Annotated in this window: 10 protein-coding genes; 4 read left to right on the plus strand and 6 right to left on the minus strand. The window is 40.4% G+C overall.

Annotated elements, in window-relative coordinates:
- Nucleotides 1-117 precede the first annotated feature (117 nt).
- The gene (gene scm / locus OS138_RS07365; RefSeq protein ID WP_325069903.1) at nucleotides 118-1,872 is read right to left on the minus strand and encodes a collagen-binding MSCRAMM adhesin Scm; all 1,755 of its coding nucleotides are present in this window, start codon (nucleotides 1,870-1,872) and stop codon (nucleotides 118-120) included.
- 287 nt (nucleotides 1,873-2,159) lie between these two features.
- Between scm and OS138_RS07370 the strand changes: the two genes are divergently transcribed.
- Nucleotides 2,160-2,684 (plus strand): DinB family protein, encoded by a 525-nt coding sequence (locus OS138_RS07370; protein ID WP_002289384.1) that lies wholly within the window; start codon nucleotides 2,160-2,162, stop codon nucleotides 2,682-2,684.
- A gap of 315 nt (nucleotides 2,685-2,999) precedes the next feature.
- On the opposite strand, the gene OS138_RS07375 is transcribed toward OS138_RS07370, so the two are convergent.
- The 4 genes from OS138_RS07375 to OS138_RS07390 form a co-directional block, all read right to left on the minus strand.
- Nucleotides 3,000-3,968: a biotin--[acetyl-CoA-carboxylase] ligase gene (locus OS138_RS07375; RefSeq protein ID WP_325069904.1), complete on the minus strand. Its 969-nt coding sequence runs from the start codon at nucleotides 3,966-3,968 to the stop codon at nucleotides 3,000-3,002.
- 157 nt (nucleotides 3,969-4,125) lie between these two features.
- The gene (locus OS138_RS07380; RefSeq protein WP_002328805.1) at nucleotides 4,126-4,932 is read right to left on the minus strand and encodes an ABC transporter ATP-binding protein; all 807 of its coding nucleotides are present in this window, start codon (nucleotides 4,930-4,932) and stop codon (nucleotides 4,126-4,128) included.
- A complete protein-coding gene (locus tag OS138_RS07385) occupies nucleotides 4,929-5,834 on the minus strand; it encodes an ABC transporter permease (RefSeq protein WP_002289390.1) in 906 nt (301 codons plus the stop codon). Before OS138_RS07385 ends, OS138_RS07380 begins: the two co-directional genes overlap by 4 nt.
- A 17-nt stretch (nucleotides 5,835-5,851) precedes the next feature.
- Nucleotides 5,852-6,820 (minus strand): ABC transporter substrate-binding protein, encoded by a 969-nt coding sequence (locus OS138_RS07390; RefSeq protein WP_325069905.1) that lies wholly within the window; start codon nucleotides 6,818-6,820, stop codon nucleotides 5,852-5,854.
- A 727-nt stretch (nucleotides 6,821-7,547) separates the two neighbouring features.
- On the opposite strand from OS138_RS07390, the gene rpoB reads away from it, so the two are divergent.
- Together rpoB and rpoC are read left to right on the plus strand one after the other, a co-directional pair.
- A complete protein-coding gene (gene rpoB / locus OS138_RS07395) occupies nucleotides 7,548-11,165 on the plus strand; it encodes a DNA-directed RNA polymerase subunit beta (RefSeq protein ID WP_002295964.1) in 3,618 nt (1,205 codons plus the stop codon).
- Nucleotides 11,166-11,243: 78 nt separating this feature from the next.
- Nucleotides 11,244-14,897: a DNA-directed RNA polymerase subunit beta' gene (gene rpoC / locus OS138_RS07400; RefSeq protein ID WP_002295965.1), complete on the plus strand. Its 3,654-nt coding sequence runs from the start codon at nucleotides 11,244-11,246 to the stop codon at nucleotides 14,895-14,897.
- A 594-nt stretch (nucleotides 14,898-15,491) separates the two neighbouring features.
- On the opposite strand, the gene OS138_RS07405 is transcribed toward rpoC, so the two are convergent.
- Complete coding sequence (locus OS138_RS07405; protein ID WP_002300082.1) at nucleotides 15,492-16,517, minus strand: LacI family DNA-binding transcriptional regulator; 1,026 nt, start codon at nucleotides 16,515-16,517, stop codon at nucleotides 15,492-15,494.
- A gap of 274 nt (nucleotides 16,518-16,791) precedes the next feature.
- Between OS138_RS07405 and OS138_RS07410 the strand changes: the two genes are divergently transcribed.
- Nucleotides 16,792-18,477 carry an alpha-amylase family glycosyl hydrolase gene (locus tag OS138_RS07410; RefSeq protein ID WP_325069906.1) on the plus strand — a complete coding sequence of 562 codons (1,686 nt, stop codon included), beginning with the start codon at nucleotides 16,792-16,794 and terminating at the stop codon, nucleotides 18,475-18,477.
- Nucleotide 18,478 lies beyond the last annotated feature (1 nt).

Raw genomic sequence — 18,478 nt, forward strand, 5'->3', positions numbered from 1 at the left:
AGGAAATCTACGTGTTTTTTGACAACTTGAATTGTAGTTCTTGTATTTATGATAAAAAGCAAAAATAAAGAGCAACGTCCGTTAGCGACGTTGCTCTTTTTTATCTTGAATATTTTTTTACCTTTTCGATTTCTTATAACTCATAAAAGTGATTCTTAAACCGATTACAAGTAATATAACGCCTGCGAGTGTTATCCAATTATTCGATTGACTTCCAGTTTTAGGAAGTGCTCTTTTTGATTTGTTTCCATTGTCATTGCTTGTTTTATTAGTTAAGTTAAAGTTCGTCCTGTTATCCGAACTTGTTTTTGAGAAGGAGACACTTGCATGACGTGTATCGCTTGTGGTAGACGACGTGTCTGTACTATCGCTTGAAGTTGATGAATCTGAGCTGTCGCTTGTGGTTTTAGTACCTGTACTGTCGCTTGAAGTTGATGAATCTGAGCTATCACTTGTGGTAGAGGTAGTATCTGTACTGTCACTTGAAGCTGATGTGTCCGTGCTATCACTTGTGGTAGAGGTAGTATCTGTACTGTCACTTGAAGCTGATGTATCCGTGCTATCACTTGTGGTAGAGGTAGTATCTGTACTGTCACTTGAAGCTGACGTGTCCGTGCTATCACTTGTAGTGGTAGTTGAATCTGAGCTGTCGCTTGAAGCTGACGTGTCCGTGCTATCACTTGTGATAGAGGTAGTATCTGTACTATCGCTTGAAGCTGATGTATCGGTACTATCACTTGTAGTGGTAGTTGAATCTGAGCTATCACTTGTGGTAGAGATTGTATCTGTACTGTCGCTTGAAGCTGACGTGTCCGTGCTATCACTTGTAGTGGTAGATGAATCTGAGCTGTCGCTTGTGTCTGTCGTATCTGTACCATTGTCGCTGATAAATATTTCGTTAGGATCCCAACGATTGGTAGCTGCATCTAAAATCACATTTGTCCCTATAATCGTTCCGTCTTGGTTTTGAGTAATGCGGATAGTAGCATTAGGCGCAAGGATTGTTCCTTGAAAAGGAGCACTGATTGTCAAATCAGTCATCTCATTTCCAAAATTCCAAGAGATATTCGCATCCGAAAAATCTTCTGTTTCATGATTTGAACGATCATTGTATTTGATTGGTGACTGTACGTTCAATGCAGAAGAACTGTTGATGACATTAAATACAACTACTTGATCATTTGGATTAATGATTTGAAGTGGCGTATTCATCGTTAACACTTCTGCATCGATATTTACCAATAAAAATCCGGTATCTGATAAACCAGTTAAATCGATTGTCCGATTGTTCATGTCTGGAAAATCTGCAGCAGTATATGTTTTAGCTGGAGTGACCGTTGCAAGATCATTTGCTGCTACATTCAATTTAGCAAATTCCTGCTCGAAATCAATATATTCATGCCCAGCACGATCTTTATAAAAATCATCTGGAGTTAAGTGATCAAGCTTGGATCCATTGACTGTAGGATGACCATCTTGAAGTGCTACATCCACGTTACTGCCAACGACAAATTTATTCATTCTTGTGCCACCTGTAGGTATGCCTGAAGAATTAGCGAAAGAATCAGTTTTTTGTATATAATTTATTTCTTGGTTCAATAAACCTTCATGAAGCTCTGTACCAAAATTATTTTTTGCATCAAGTTCATGTGTTGCTATATTTCCGTCTGTATGTGCATTCACAGTTGTCTTATTTTTAGCAAATACGTGGAATTGACTAGCAATTCCTAACAAGCCATAGTTACCAGTTAGATCATTATAAATATTCCCAGGGTCTTTAGGAATGTATGTTTCCGCTGAAATGGCCACACCATACGAAAAGATATTGAACAACAAAGCAACTAGGACTAGTAAACTTGCCCTTTTTTTCATTTTTCCCCTTCCTTTCCTTTCAAACATTTTTCTATTATACTCTTTTTCTCTTAGGCTTAAACTGTTCGTTTGAAAAATCATTGTTTATTTAAAGAATATTAATGAAACGTTCATGTTGTTGCTTCTTGTTCAATTGATAGATCGACACTATCTTTTTCTTTCAATCTCCAAACTATTGATGATGGTGACTGTTAAAGTGTAAAAAAATAAGGGTGTGTAGTAACATATAAGTAGGTATCCTAGAATTAGGAAAAAGTAAGTAGGATAAATAAAAAGGAGGAAAATAAATGGATTATTTAGATATGCTATGCGAGAGTGTGGATCGGGCATACGATCGGTTTGAACGTTTGTTTGAAGGCGTCTCTATTGAGGAGGCCAATCGTTTTCCAGTGGAAGATAGAGCACCGCAGATCAAATCAATGACTTGGCTGGCTTGGCATACCGCTCGAGAATTAGATTTCCAGATTGCTGATTTAGCAGGAACCTCTCCAATTTGGCATAGTCAAGACTGGGAAAGCCGGTTTCCGATGACGATAGCAGATAACGAACAAGATTGGAAGCACAGTCTGGAACAAGCAAAGCAGATCCAAGCTAATCAAATAGAAGATCTGCTAGGATACTTGCGAGGAGCTGCTGATTTTGCTATTTCTTACTTAAGAAGGCTGGAACCTTCCGAGCTAGATGAAGTAATTGACGAGAACTGGACACCACCAGTCACACGAGGAATGCGTCTCGTTTCTATTATTGATGATGCTGCTATGCACTCTGGTCAGGTGATCTATGCGAGACGTTTGTTGGGATTAAGAGATTAAGGCACTAGCTAAAAAAGAACTTACGGCAAAATAAGTCGCAAGTTCTTTTTTGTTTTTATCGTTACCCATGGTCTATCTATAAGATCGAAAAAGGAAGCGGCCTGCTATCTCTTTTGATCGTGTAAACTAATGACTCTCTTGTTTTTTGCATTGATTCATTTAAAGAAAGTGTACCATGCTTTATAGATATTTTTAGAACACCTTTTTCTAGAGGATAGAGAAACTGTCAGCTGATAGAATAAGGAGAGTCTTTTGAAGAGAATTCAGAAAAAAGGACACTGTATGAGATCAGGTGTCCTTTTGTGAAAACTGATATTATTGCGTACGGATAGATGTGAGACTGATTTCGCCAGAAGACAAACTCATCTCCTGTTCATTTGTTTGGACGATCAGTTCGCCATGATCACCGATTTCTTTTGCAAGACCGACATAAGTCGTTCCTTTTTGATTGAACGACACGGTTTTTCCCAATACGAATGATTTTTCTTTATAGAAGTCCAACGCTTTTTCTGGGTGAGAAAGATAAGTGAACAATTCTTGCCAGATTTTGCTGATTAGCTGATTCCTTGTGATACTAGCTTGTCCGTCGGGAAAGACAGAGATGGCTTTTTCTTGGAGATCAGTTGGAAAATGATTTTGAGGAACAGAAAAATTAAGCCCGATCCCAATGATGATATGACTGATCCTGCCGCTTTCCATATCACTGACTGCTTCAGATAAAATCCCACAGACTTTTTTTCCATCCATGTAGATATCATTGACCCATTTGATCGAAGCAGAACGACCGGTTACAGATTCAATGGCTTTCACACAGGCACTGGCTGCGATGATCGTATATTGAGGCAATTCATCAAACCGTTTGTCTGGATGGAGCAAGAGACTCATGTAGATTCCTCGTCCAGGTTCAGCGAAAAAAGGCCGTCCAAAACGTCCACGAGCTTGTTCTTGTGTATCAGCAACAAATAACTTCGAAACAGAATCTCCTTGAGCTGCTGCCAGTTTGGCATCTTTCATCGTAGATTCAGAAGTCAACATCGTTTGTACTTTCAAATCAGGAATAAACGACCGTAGCTCTTGCTGGATTTCTTTTGCATCTAGTACGTCAGAGGGCAGGTAACGATACCCTGTAGGCCCGTGCTCAAAACGATAGCCTGCCTTTTCCAATTCTTTGATGGCTTTCCAAATACTTGTCCGGGAAACTTCCAGTTGCTGTGCCAACTTTTCTCCGGAAAGAAAATCTGGTGTCTTTTTCAATAATTGAAGTACCTTGTCTTTCGTTGTCATGGCATCAAGCTCCTTTCCCATCCATTCTATCAGGAAGAAGGAGAGAACAAAATAGTTTTCGAAGAAACAACGGTTGATACATAAAGCAAAAACGAAAGAAGGAAAGAGAAAAAAGAAGAGGGTGGGCGTTCATTTTTTTGTCCCAGCCTCTTTCTGATTATGAAGATAAAAGTACTTGATCGTCTTTTAATGCCGTGCCGCTGTTTTGTTTGAACAACGCTAATAATTGGGGCACTGTGAGCTGCTGTTTTTCCTCTTGCTGGATATCTACGACGATCCTTCCTTGATGCAGCATGATCAGTCGATTCCCATAGCGGATCGCGTCTTCCATGTCATGAGTGACCATAAAAGCAGTGAGATTCTGCTCAGTGATCAGCTTTTCTGTCAATTCCATCACCGTTTTGGAAGTAGCAGGGTCAAGCGCTGCAGTGTGTTCATCTAATAAGATCAGTTCTGGACGCTGTAATGTGGCCATCAATAGCGTAATAGCTTGACGTTGTCCTCCAGACAGCAAACCGATTTCTGAGGATAAACGATTTTCCAACCCCAAATTTAGCCGAGCTAGCTGGTCTTTGAAAAATGTTCGGTCTTGTGGTTTGACACCACGGAAGAAGCCGCGTTTTTTTCCTCGTTTCATAGCAAGAGCAAGATTTTCTTCTACCGTTAAACGAACGGCTGTCCCTAGTTTAGGATCTTGGAATACGCGACTGATGGATTTCGAACGTTCGACAACAGATTTTTTCGTGATATTTTTTCCATTCAATAAAATTTGTCCCTGATCGACAGAAAATGTACCGGCGATGCTGTTCAGCAAAGTAGATTTACCAGCCCCATTTCCACCGATGATCGTCACGAAGTCGCCGGGATCTAAGGAAAGATTAATGCCTTTCAGGACATGATTTTCGTTGATCGTTCCTTTTTCAAAGGTATGATGGAGATTTTCCAATGTTAAGACGTCATTCATTTGACACTACCGCCTTTCTTTTTTTGAGGTAAATGGAATTTTTGCTGGATCTGCGGGAAAGAAAGACAGATCACTAGCACGAAAGCAGAAGCAAGTTTCGAATCACTTGGTTCAACATTCAGTTCGAAGACTAACGCTAAAATAAAACGATAAATGACCGCACCTAAAACGACAGTCAAGAGACGGAGAAATAGTGGCTGGTTACGTAACAAAACTTCTGCGATGATAATAGAAGCAAGTCCAATTACGATCGTTCCAATACCAGAATTCAAATCAGCAAAGCCGTTGTTTTGCGCAAGCAAGGAGCCAGAAAGAGCAATGCATCCATTAGAAATCATATAACCGATGATCTTCATATTATCTGTGTTGATCCCGTTTGCTTCGCTCATTGCCAGATTATCGCCAGTTGCACGAATAGCAAGTCCTGTTTCTGTACGTAAGAACAAAACAAGTAAACATACAACGATCAAAGCAAAAAGCAGACCGACGATCAGTACAGCGTTGTCTTTTGTTATGCCGAATGACTCGACCCAATGAAAGATCGTTGGCTGACCCAATAAAGAGATGTTCGGCGCCCCCATCACACGGGATGTGACAGAATATAAACCAGTCATGGTGATGATCCCTGCAAGAAGGGCGGGAATTTTCAATTTTGTGTGAAGCAGTCCGGAAACAAGCCCTGCTGCCGCACCCCCTAAAAAGCCTAGAAGACAAGCTGTCAATGGATGATAGCCATTTGTAATACTTACTGCCGCGATCCCTGCACCTAAAGGGAAGCTTCCTTCAGCAGTCAAGTCGGCAATGTCCAAGATACGGAAAGTGACGTATACACCAATCGCAAGTAGGGCCCATAAGACCCCTTGCGATGCAGATGATAAGAAAAGAGAGAGCAAATTTGTCATGAGAATCCTCCTGTGTTTTATTCAGCTTCTTTGATGCTGTCTGGATTGATGCCTAATGCTTTGGCCATGTCTTTATTGACATACAGTTCCAAATCATTCGCTGTTTCGACAGGAAGTTCACTTGGCTTCTTGCCGTCTAAGATTTTTGCTGCCATGATCCCTGTTTGTTTGCCCAAGCTTTCGTAGTCGATTCCTACTGTTGCTAGACCGCCGTCTTTGACTTGATCAACTGCGCCAGCAACGACAGGTGTTTTTGTTTCTTTTGCGACTTCACCGACAACAATTGCCGCACTTGCGAACGTGTTATCAGTAGGAATATAGATTCCATCTACATCTTTAGCTAGACTTTTCGTCACTTGTTGGACATCATTTGTGGAATTTGCTGTCAGTACTTTGACTTTGACGCCCGCTTTTTTCAATTCTTTTTCTGCCAAATCAGCTTGGATCTTAGAGTTTGCTTCACCGTTGTTATACATGATGCCGATTGTTTTGGCGTCTGGCACGATATTTAACAGTAAGCCGATTTGTTTTTCGATTGGCACCATATCTGTCGTGCCAGTCACATTGCCGCCAGGTTTTTCATTGGATGTGACTAAATGGGCTTGTTCCAAGTCTGTGACCGCTGTGACAGCCATCGGGATAGTGGTTGTTTCATTTAATAAAGATTGTGCTGCTGGAGTGGCGATCCCGAGTAGCAAATCAGGATCTTCTTTGACGAGTTTCTCACTCATACTTTTCAGGTTGTCTTGATTGTTTTGGGCATTTTGATAATCGATTGTTAGATTATCGCCTTCTTTATACCCTTCTTCTGCTAATCCTTCTTTGAATCCTTTATAGGCAGCGTCTAACGAGTTATGTTGTACAAGTTGCAATACGCCAATTGTTTTTTGTCCATCTGATGCCTCTGCGGAATTGTCTTTTTGTGCGCAACCTCCTAAAGCTAGTAGCAGGGCAGCGCCTAATCCGGTGATTATATTTTTTTTCATTTCTTTTTCCTCCTTAATTTTGGGAAACAAAAAATCCATTCAGACAAAATGTCCAAATGGATTGAAAAGTCGGAAAATAAATTGAAAAAGTAGAATGCTTGATACTTTTACTTTGTATTTTCACTGCTCAGCCACTTAGCATTTTGTCTACGTGGCTTTTTGCTGCAATACAAAGTTCTTTAGCCATCATAGATACAAACTGTCGTTTAACGTTTGTATCCATCATGATGAATACAAACCTATCTAAAGTAGCTAAAGTAAAAGTTATTCAGTTGTGTTGGTGCGATTTGGTTGATGTTGGTTCGCATAGAAGTTCCTCCACAAAATGAATTTTCTAAAGTATAACCGAGATAAAAAGGTCTGTCAATTAAGAATTGTCAGATAATTGAAAACATAAAATTGAAAACATTAAGAAAATATTGCGAAAAAGCAGAAGAAACGCCAGGAAGTGTTGACTTTTATAGAAAATAAGTGTAGTATATGAAGTTGCAAAAACTATCTGATGAAGAAAAGGCAGAAACGAAATATTGTCCGTTTCGGCTTTAATATAAGGAAACAAAAGTAGAAGCTCACGAAGTAAGGTTTCAAGAGAATGTTCTATTTTTGGTTTTTTTTTGCCTAAAAGCCGCAAAAAATGTCTGTTGTTACCTAAAAATAATATTTGAAATATTATTGTAACAATCGATCGGGTAGTCTTTTTGAATGACATTTTAGAGGGGTGAAGAGCTTGGCTGGACACGTAGTAAAATACGGAAAACATCGCGAACGTAGAAGTTTCGCAAGAATCAGTGAAGTGTTGGAATTACCAAATTTGATCGAAATTCAAACAGACTCTTACCAATGGTTCTTAGATGAGGGACTTAGAGAAATGTTTGAAGACATTTTGCCAATCGATGACTTCAATGGCAATCTATCTTTGGAATTTGTAGATTATGAATTGAAAGAACCAAAGTATACAGTAGCAGAAGCTCGTGCGCATGATGCAAACTACTCTGCACCATTACATGTAACATTGCGTTTGACAAACCGCGAGACTGGCGAAATCAAAGCACAAGAAGTATTCTTCGGTGATTTCCCATTAATGACAGAACAAGGAACATTCATCATCAACGGGGCAGAGCGAGTAATCGTTTCTCAGTTAGTCCGTTCACCAGGTGTCTATTTCCATGGAAAAGTCGACAAAAACGGAAAAGAAGGATTCGGTTCTACTGTTATCCCTAACCGTGGCGCTTGGCTAGAAATGGAAACTGATGCAAAAGACATCTCTTATGTACGTATCGACCGTACACGTAAGATTCCTTTAACCGTATTAGTTCGTGCGTTAGGATTTGGTTCCGATGATACGATCTTTGAAATCTTCGGCGACAGCGAAACATTACGCAACACAGTCGAAAAAGACTTGCATAAAAACGCAAGCGACTCAAGAACAGAAGAAGGTTTGAAAGACGTTTACGAACGTTTGCGTCCAGGCGAACCAAAAACAGCAGACAGCTCACGTAACTTGCTGAATGCTCGTTTCTTCGATCCAAAACGTTACGACTTAGCAAACGTTGGTCGTTACAAAGTAAACAAAAAATTAGATTTGAAAACACGTCTATTGAATCTGACATTAGCTGAAACATTAGTTGATCCAGAAACAGGCGAGATCATCGTTGAAAAAGGAACAGTTCTGACTCACCAAGTCATGGAAACACTAGCTCCTTTCATTGATAATGGCCTAAATTCAGTGACTTACTATCCATCAGAAGACGGTGTGGTCACAGATCCAATGACTGTCCAAGTCATCAAAGTATTTTCACCAAGAGATCCTGAACGTGAAGTAAACGTGATCGGAAACGGCTATCCAGAAGCAGCTGTAAAAACGGTTCGTCCAGCCGACATCATTGCTTCAATGAGCTATTTCTTGAACTTGATGGAAGGTATCGGCAATGTCGATGATATCGACCACTTAGGAAACCGTCGTATCCGTTCAGTCGGTGAACTTTTACAAAACCAATTCCGTATCGGGCTAGCACGTATGGAACGTGTGGTTCGTGAAAGAATGTCGATCCAAGATACTGAAACATTGACACCTCAACAATTGATCAATATCCGTCCAGTTGTGGCAAGTATCAAAGAATTCTTTGGTTCTTCTCAGTTGTCACAGTTCATGGATCAAACAAACCCTCTTGGCGAATTGACACACAAACGTCGTCTTTCAGCCTTAGGACCTGGCGGATTGACTCGTGACCGTGCCGGTTATGAAGTTCGTGACGTTCACTACTCCCACTATGGCCGTATGTGTCCGATCGAAACTCCTGAAGGCCCAAACATCGGGTTGATCAATAGTTTGTCCAGTTATGCGAAAGTAAATAAATTCGGATTTATCGAAACACCTTATCGTCGTGTAGACCGCGAAACAGGTCGGGTTACTGACCAAATCGACTACTTGACAGCAGATATCGAAGACCATTACATCGTAGCCCAAGCAAACAGCCCATTGAATGAAGATGGAACATTTGCTCAAGACGTTGTTATGGCTCGTGCTCAAAGTGAAAACTTAGAAGTATCTATTGATAAAGTAGACTACATGGACGTATCACCTAAACAAGTAGTTGCCGTTGCGACAGCATGTATTCCTTTCTTGGAAAACGATGACTCTAACCGTGCCTTGATGGGTGCCAACATGCAGCGTCAAGCAGTGCCGTTGATCAATCCTCAAGCACCATGGGTTGGTACTGGTATGGAATACAAATCAGCGCATGACTCAGGAGCTGCTTTGTTATGTAAACATGACGGTGTCGTTGAATACGTTGATGCTTCTGAAATCCGCGTACGCCGCGACAACGGTGCATTAGATAAATACGATGTAACAAAATTCCGTCGTTCAAACTCCGGAACAAGCTACAACCAACGTCCAATCGTTCATTTAGGTGAAAAAGTCGAAAAAGGGGATACTCTGGCAGACGGACCATCTATGGAACAAGGCGAAATGGCTCTAGGCCAAAACGTTTTAGTTGGTTTCATGACTTGGGAAGGGTACAACTATGAAGATGCGATCATCATGAGCCGTCGTTTGGTAAAAGATGACGTATACACTTCTATCCATATTGAAGAATATGAATCAGAAGCCCGCGATACAAAATTAGGACCTGAAGAAATCACACGCGAAATCCCTAATGTCGGGGAAGACGCATTGAAAGATTTAGACGAAATGGGTATCATCCGTATTGGTGCAGAAGTCCAAGATGGCGATTTGCTTGTAGGGAAAGTCACGCCAAAAGGGGTAACAGAATTATCTGCAGAAGAACGTCTATTGCATGCGATCTTTGGCGAAAAAGCTCGTGAAGTCCGCGATACATCATTACGTGTACCGCATGGCGGTGGCGGGATCGTTCACGATGTGAAAATCTTTACTCGTGAAGCTGGAGATGAATTGTCACCAGGCGTAAACATGTTAGTTCGTGTTTATATCGTTCAAAAACGTAAAATCCATGAAGGGGATAAAATGGCCGGTCGTCACGGAAATAAAGGGGTTGTATCCCGTATTATGCCGGAAGAAGATATGCCATTCCTACCTGATGGAACACCAATCGATATCATGCTGAATCCTTTAGGGGTGCCTTCACGTATGAACATCGGGCAAGTATTGGAATTACACTTGGGTATGGCTGCACGTCAGTTAGGTATCCACGTAGCAACGCCAGTATTTGATGGTGCAAGTGATGAAGACGTATGGGAAACAGTTCGTGAAGCCGGTATGGCCAGCGATGCGAAAACTGTTCTGTACGACGGACGTACAGGTGAACCATTTGATGGACGTGTGTCTGTCGGTGTGATGTACATGATCAAACTTGCTCACATGGTCGATGACAAATTGCATGCACGTTCAATCGGACCTTACTCATTGGTTACACAACAACCATTGGGAGGTAAAGCTCAATTTGGCGGACAACGTTTTGGTGAAATGGAAGTATGGGCACTGGAAGCTTACGGTGCGGCTTACACTTTACAAGAAATCTTGACATACAAATCAGATGACGTAGTCGGACGTGTGAAAACATACGAAGCAATCGTCAAGGGTGAACCAATTCCAAAACCAGGTGTACCGGAATCATTCCGCGTATTGGTGAAAGAATTGCAATCACTAGGTCTGGACATGCGTGTCTTGGATATCGAAGAAACAGAGATCGAACTTCGCGACATGGACGATGAAGACGACGATTTGATCACTGTTGATGCTTTGACAAAATTTGCCGAACAGCAAACTGCCAAAGAATTAGAAAAGAAAGCTGCTGAACAAGTGGAAGATGAAAAAGACGATGTCATCCAAAACTTTGAAACCGCAGAAGATAATTTAGACTAATCCGGTCTATGAGCTGCAAGGCGGTCGAAGATCAGCCGTCTTGCGGTTTGCCATTAAATGAAATGGAGGGAACCCCTTTTGATCGATGTAAATAAATTCGAAAGTATGCAAATAGGTTTGGCTTCTCCCGAAAAAATCAGAAGCTGGTCTTACGGTGAAGTAAAAAAACCTGAGACGATTAACTATCGTACCTTAAAACCTGAACGCGAAGGGTTGTTCTGTGAGCGGATTTTTGGTCCTACAAAAGACTGGGAATGTGCCTGCGGAAAATACAAACGTATCCGTTATAAAGGAATCGTTTGTGATCGATGCGGAGTGGAAGTTACTCGTTCGAAAGTTCGCCGTGAACGCATGGGACATATTGAATTAGCAGCTCCTGTTTCACATATCTGGTACTTTAAAGGGATTCCTTCACGTATGGGTCTTGTATTAGACATGAGCCCACGCGCTTTGGAAGAAATCATTTATTTTGCTTCATATGTAGTCATCGAACCAGGAAATACGAATTTAGAGAAAAAACAATTGTTGACAGAACGCGAATATCGCGAAAAACGTGAACAATATGGACAAGAATTCCAAGCTGCTATGGGTGCAGAAGCGATCAAACAATTACTTGATAATGTTGATCTAGATGCAGAAGCAGCCGAATTGAAAGAAGAATTGAAATCTGCACAAGGACAAAAACGTACACGTGCAATCCGCCGTTTGGATATTTTAGAAGCATTCCGCGCTTCAGGAAATCAACCAAGCTGGATGGTTATGGACGTTATCCCTGTTATTCCACCAGATTTACGCCCAATGGTTCAATTAGAAGGTGGACGTTTTGCAACAAGTGACTTGAATGATCTTTACCGTCGTGTAATCAACCGTAATAACCGTTTGAAACGTTTATTAGACTTGAACGCACCTGGAATCATCGTTCAAAATGAAAAACGTATGCTGCAAGAAGCAGTAGATGCATTGATCGATAACGGTCGTCGCGGACGTCCAGTTACTGGACCAGGTAACCGCCCATTGAAATCTCTTTCTCATATGTTGAAAGGGAAACAAGGTCGTTTCCGTCAAAACTTGCTAGGTAAACGTGTCGACTACTCCGGTCGTTCTGTTATCGTTGTTGGACCTTTCTTGAAGATGTACCAATGTGGACTTCCAAAAGAAATGGCTATCGAATTATTCAAACCATTCGTGATGCGTGAGCTTGTTCAACGCGAACTAGCTTCAAACATCAAAAATGCGAAACGTAAAATCGAACGTCAAGAAGACGAAGTATGGGATGTCTTAGAAGACGTAATCAAGGAACACCCAGTATTGCTGAACCGGGCACCTACGCTTCACCGACTTGGTATCCAAGCATTCGAACCAGTTTTAGTACAAGGACGCGCAATCCGTTTGCATCCACTTGTATGTGAAGCTTATAATGCCGATTTCGATGGAGACCAAATGGCTGTCCACGTTCCATTGAATGAAGAAGCACAAGCAGAAGCACGTATGTTGATGTTAGCTGCTCAAAACATCTTGAACCCTAAAGATGGTAAACCAGTTGTTACTCCTTCTCAAGATATGGTTCTAGGTAACTACTACTTGACAATGGAAGAAGAAGGACGCGAAGGCGAAGGAATGGTCTTCAGAGATCAAAACGAAGCCGTTATCGCATGGCGCAACGGATATGTTCATTTACATTCACGTATCGGTGTGAACCCTAACTCATTAGGTGAAAAACCATTTACTGAATGGCAAAAAGAACGTACGATGATCACAACAGTTGGTAAGATCATCTTCAACGAGATCATGCCTCCTGAATTCCCTTATCTGAATGAACCAACAGACTTCAACTTGACCGTCCAAACACCGGACAAATACTTTGTTGAAGCTGGTACTGATATTCCTGCACATATCAAAGAGCAAGAATTAGTATTACCGTTCAAGAAGAAAAACTTAGGAAACATCATCGCAGAAGTCTTCAAACGATTCAAAGTAACAGAAACTTCTAAGATGCTTGACCGTATGAAAGACTTAGGGTACAAACATTCGACACATGCCGGTATCACTGTAGGGATCGCTGACATCAGTGTACTGAATGAAAAACAAGAAATCATTGAAAATGCCCATAAACAAGTTGAAACTATTACAAAACAATTCCGTCGTGGTCTGATCACAGATGACGAACGTTATGAACGTGTCATTGCTGTTTGGAATGCTGCAAAAGACAGCATCCAACAAAAACTGATGGAAGGTTTGGAAGCGAAAAATCCAATCTTCATGATGTCTGATTCTGGAGCTCGTGGGAACATTTCCAACTTTACACAGCTTGCCGGAATGCGTGGTTTGATGGCCGCTCCTAATGGTCGAATCATGGAATTGCCAATCATTTCGAACTTCCGTGAAGGACTATCCGTCTTGGAAATGTTTATCTCAACTCACGGGGCTCGTAAAGGGATGACCGATACAGCCTTGAAGACTGCCGATTCAGGTTACTTGACTCGTCGTCTGGTTGATGTGGCCCAAGATGTAATCATCCGTGAAGAAGATTGCGGTACTGACCGAGGTCTTGAAATCCAAGCCATCCGCGAAGGAAATGAAATCATCGAATCATTAGAAGATCGTTTAGTGGGACGTTACACTCGTAAAGAAGTACGTCATCCTGAAACAAATGAATTGATTATCGCAGGAAACCAATTGATTTCCGAAGACATCGCAAAACAAATCGTTGATGCAGGTGTCGAAACAGTGACAATTCGTTCTGTCTTCACATGTAATACAAAACATGGTGTCTGCAAACATTGTTACGGACGTAACCTTGCAACTGGCTCTGACGTTGAAGTCGGAGAAGCAGTTGGTACGATCGCCGCTCAATCAATCGGTGAACCTGGTACTCAGTTGACGATGCGTACATTCCATACAGGTGGGGTTGCCGGAGACGATATCACTCAAGGTCTTCCTCGTGTCCAAGAAATCTTTGAAGCACGTAATCCGAAAGGGCAAGCAGTGATCACAGAAGTAACAGGGGATGTCATCGATATCTCAGAAGATCCTGCAACACGTACCAAAGAAGTAACAATCAAAGGAAAAACAGATACACGTACGTATACTGTTCCTTATACAGCACGTATGAAAGTAGCAGAAGGCGATATGATCCACCGTGGTGCACCATTGACAGAAGGATCAATCGATCCAAAACAATTGTTGCAAGTCCGCGATGTATTATCTGTTGAAAACTACTTGCTTCGTGAAGTACAACGTGTTTACCGTATGCAAGGGGTAGAAATCGGCGACAAGCATATTGAAGTAATGGTTCGTCAAATGCTGCGTAAAGTTCGTGTAATGGATCCAGGTGATACAGATATCTTACCAGGTACATTATTAGACATCGCAGACTTTAAAGATCAAAACTACAATACGCTAGTCTCAGGAGGCGTTCCTGCAACTTCTCGACCAGTCTTGCTAGGTATCACAAAAGCATCATTAGAAACAAATAGTTTCTTATCTGCTGCATCATTCCAAGAAACAACTCGTGTCTTGACGGATGCTGCGATCCGCGGTAAGAAAGATCCTCTTCTTGGTTTGAAAGAAAATGTTATTATCGGTAAGATCATCCCAGCTGGTACTGGTATGCAACGTTACCGTGACATGGAACCAAAAGAAGTCGGTGTAGCAAGCGAAAATGTCTACAGTATTTCAGATATTGAAGCACAAATGGCTGCAGAAGACGCAATGAACAATCAAACAAAATAGATATTTTACAAAAGAGGTTGTGACAAATTATTGTCACAACCTCTTTTTTGGTTTGTCTAAAATAATTTGTCTAACTAGAAGAAAAGTGGGAAAGGATCTTAACAACATCGGTTCGTATCCAATTAAGGTATCGGAACGATCAACTTCCCAGAGAAGTCAATCAATAAAAATAAAGATAGATCATTATTTGAAGGGAAAATAAATTCATGGGAAGATAGAGTGGTTATTTTTAATATTTTGCTAGCTATTAGTGAATAGTTCCTCGAATAAAACAAAACCAGTAGACATATCTGTTATTCTATTTATGTTTTAGAGATAAGTATCCCCAAATAACATGGATTGAAATAAGGGTAATGAGTTTGAAAAAATGAACTATAAAAACTTATACACAGCGTGGTTAAAAATAGTTTTTTCTTCCCTGTGGAAAAAATAGTTTAACACAAACATTATAGTTATCCACAGCTATCTAAAACAGATGGAAAATAAAGAAAAACCCGCTAAAATACCGGGAGGGGGTAATGGGGGATGAGTGATTGAAAAAAGAACAGAGTAACTGACTTATCCTCAGTGTTTCTGTTCTTTTATAAATCTGCCCTACATTTCTTGTTGTTGGATCGAATCTGTGAGAGTAATCTCGGTTGAAAGAATGATTCTTTTTTCTTCTGGGTATTGGTGATGGATCAATTGGAATAAAAGTTCTGTGGCTTTGATTCCTAACTGATTTGTTGGAATGTCTATCCGAGTCAGCTGTGGCGAAAATAGGGAGGACAATAAGGGATCACTGAATCCTGCGATCGAAAGATCATCAGGTATCTGCTTTCCAGTTTGTTCTGCCACTTTGTAAATACTCAATGATTTTAATGCATCGGTAGAAAAAATCGCAGTTGGTCTTTCTCGCAGCTTCATTAAATCATTCATTGCTGCCATGCTGTCTTCTAAGCGAAAGCCGCCGTCTATGATCCATTCATTACGGATATCTAGGTGATGATCAAATAAGCATTGACGGTAACCATTGAGACGATCATTGGATACATAAACTTCTGTCGGAGCATGGAGACAGCCGATATGACGGTGTCCATTCTTGATCAGTGTTTCCACCAAATCGTAACTATCCTGGAAATTATCCGTGTCCACTGAGTAGATGTTCGTGTAGTCGTTTCCGACTTTTCCGATTACCACAATAGGAATATTGTATTGATCCAATTCAAAAAGAAGTGTTTCATCCATCGTAGAGCTTAAAATAATAATTCCTCGAATCATTTTTTCTTGGATCTTTTTCGCGCATTTTTCTAGCTCTTCTTCTGGTGTTTTTGCCGTTTGTAGAATCAAGTCGAAGTTATTTTGTTCAGAAACGGCAGAAATGGATTGAATAACATCTGAAAAAAAAGGATTGCCATAGGTCGTATGAGAAGTACGATGAGATAATGCTAGGATCGCGTCAAAACCATTTCCTGACAGTCCTCTTGCAATTTTGCTCGGTTCATAATTCAATTCTTTGATTGCTTGAAGTACACTTGCTTTTGCTTTATCAGAGATATTTGGCTGGTTATTTAATACTCTGGAGACAGTTGATTTGGAGACATTGGCTTTGTTCGCAATGTCATAAATAGTAGGTTTCAATTTTATATGCACCTCCTTTTTGGGAGCGTTTTAGAATAATTCCATAGTACAATAGACATTCTTTTTTGTCTATGATTTTGAAAATTTAGGAATAGCTTGCATGATCATGAGAGACCATATTTTTTTAAGAAGCCATTAAATATTGATACATAAGCTTTCTTATTTGTATTTTTGCGTATATCAAAATTATTTAAAAAAATGCTATTGACAGTAAGCGTTTTCCATAATATGATCAAATCGTTGGGAACGCTACCAAAAAAGAAAGGGGAATCCGATGTCTACAAAACTTTTACAAGCGATTTATCGCGACTCAGATTTGGCTGAGAAAACCGCCTCTATGATTGAACAAAAAGTCAGTGATTATCAGCAGAAGAAAGGCCAGGCAGGCAAACTGCATTGGGACGAAGAAGATATTTTCTTGATTACTTATGGGGATCAATTTTTTGAAGAGCAGCAACCAACTTTGCGTACATTTAAGAAATTTTATCAAAAGTATTTGGCAGATACATTTAGTGTTGTACATTTCTTGCCATTTTTCCCATATACATCTGATGATGGTTTCTCCGTTGTAAATTATCAGGCAATCAACGACCGTTTGGGCACATGGGAAGATATAGAAGAAATGAGAAGCGAAACACGGTTAATGTTCGACTTTGTCTGCAATCATATGTCTGCCGAAAGTACTTGGTTTCAGGAATATTTAAACTTGAATGATACGTACAAAGAATTTTTTATTGATTTGCCACTGGATACAGATACAAGTAGCGTGACTAGACCAAGGACTAGTCCACTACTTACAACTTTCATCGACAAAAACGGGAAAGAAAAACATGTATGGACGACTTTTAGCGAAGATCAAGTAGACTTGAATTTTAAAAATCCAGAAGTTTTATTGAAAATGATCGATATTCTTTTGTTTTACTTAGAAAAAGGCGCTTCATTTATTCGCTTGGATGCTGTGGGATTTTTATGGAAAGAACTAGGAACTTCTTGTATACACCTGCCAGAAACGCATAAAATCATCCAATTATTCCGTGCAATCGTTGATGAAGCAGCTCCAGGAACGGTATTGATCACTGAGACAAATGTGCCACACAAAGATAATATCAGTTATTTTGGGAATGGCGAGAATGAAGCACAGATGGTCTATCAGTTTTCGCTACCACCTTTGACCCTTCAAGCGATTCGTTCGGGTAATACAAGTAAGTTGAAAGAATGGTTAAAAACCATCGATTTCGCATCGAAAAAAACAACTTTTTTCAATTTTTTAGCCTCCCATGACGGTATCGGATTGAATCCGGTACGAGGTATTTTGCCAGAAACAACAATCCTTGATTTAGTGGAACAGCTGAAGAAAGAGGGGGCCCGAGTAAACTACAAGAAAAATCCAGATGGAACGACTAGTCCATATGAGATAAACGCGACGTATCTAGATGCATTGAGCTCTCCAACAGAGACGTTGGAATGGAGAAGCAAACGCTTTTTAGCTGCTCATTCATTTTTGGTAACGCTACCAGGTGTACCGGCAATTTATATTCAAAGTGTCCTAGGAAGTCGAAATGATTACAAAGGCGTAGAAAAAACAGGAGAGAATCGAAAAATCAATCGGCAAAAATTTTCGTTAGCAGATATTGAGAAAGAGTTGCAGACAGACCCATTAAGAACAGCAGTGTATGAAGAGTTGACACAAATGCTAGCTATTCGAAAAAAAGAAAAAGCCTTCCATCCGAATAGTTTGATTCACTTGCTCGATTCAGCAGATTCTTTTATTAGTTTTATCCGCGAAGCGAAGGAAGAGAAAGTTTTAGTCATCCAACACTTTTCCGACCAATCAGCAGACTATCTTTTACCAAAAGGAGACTACCAAGATTTGTTTTCTGGTCAAATTATCCATTGCAGTCAAGAACAAAAGTTGAGATTCCAGCCTTATGAATACATGTGGCTGAAAATAATAAAATAAG

The organism is Enterococcus sp. E5-37, from assembly GCF_035726925.1.
Lineage (GTDB): Bacteria > Bacillota > Bacilli > Lactobacillales > Enterococcaceae > Enterococcus_B > Enterococcus_B faecium.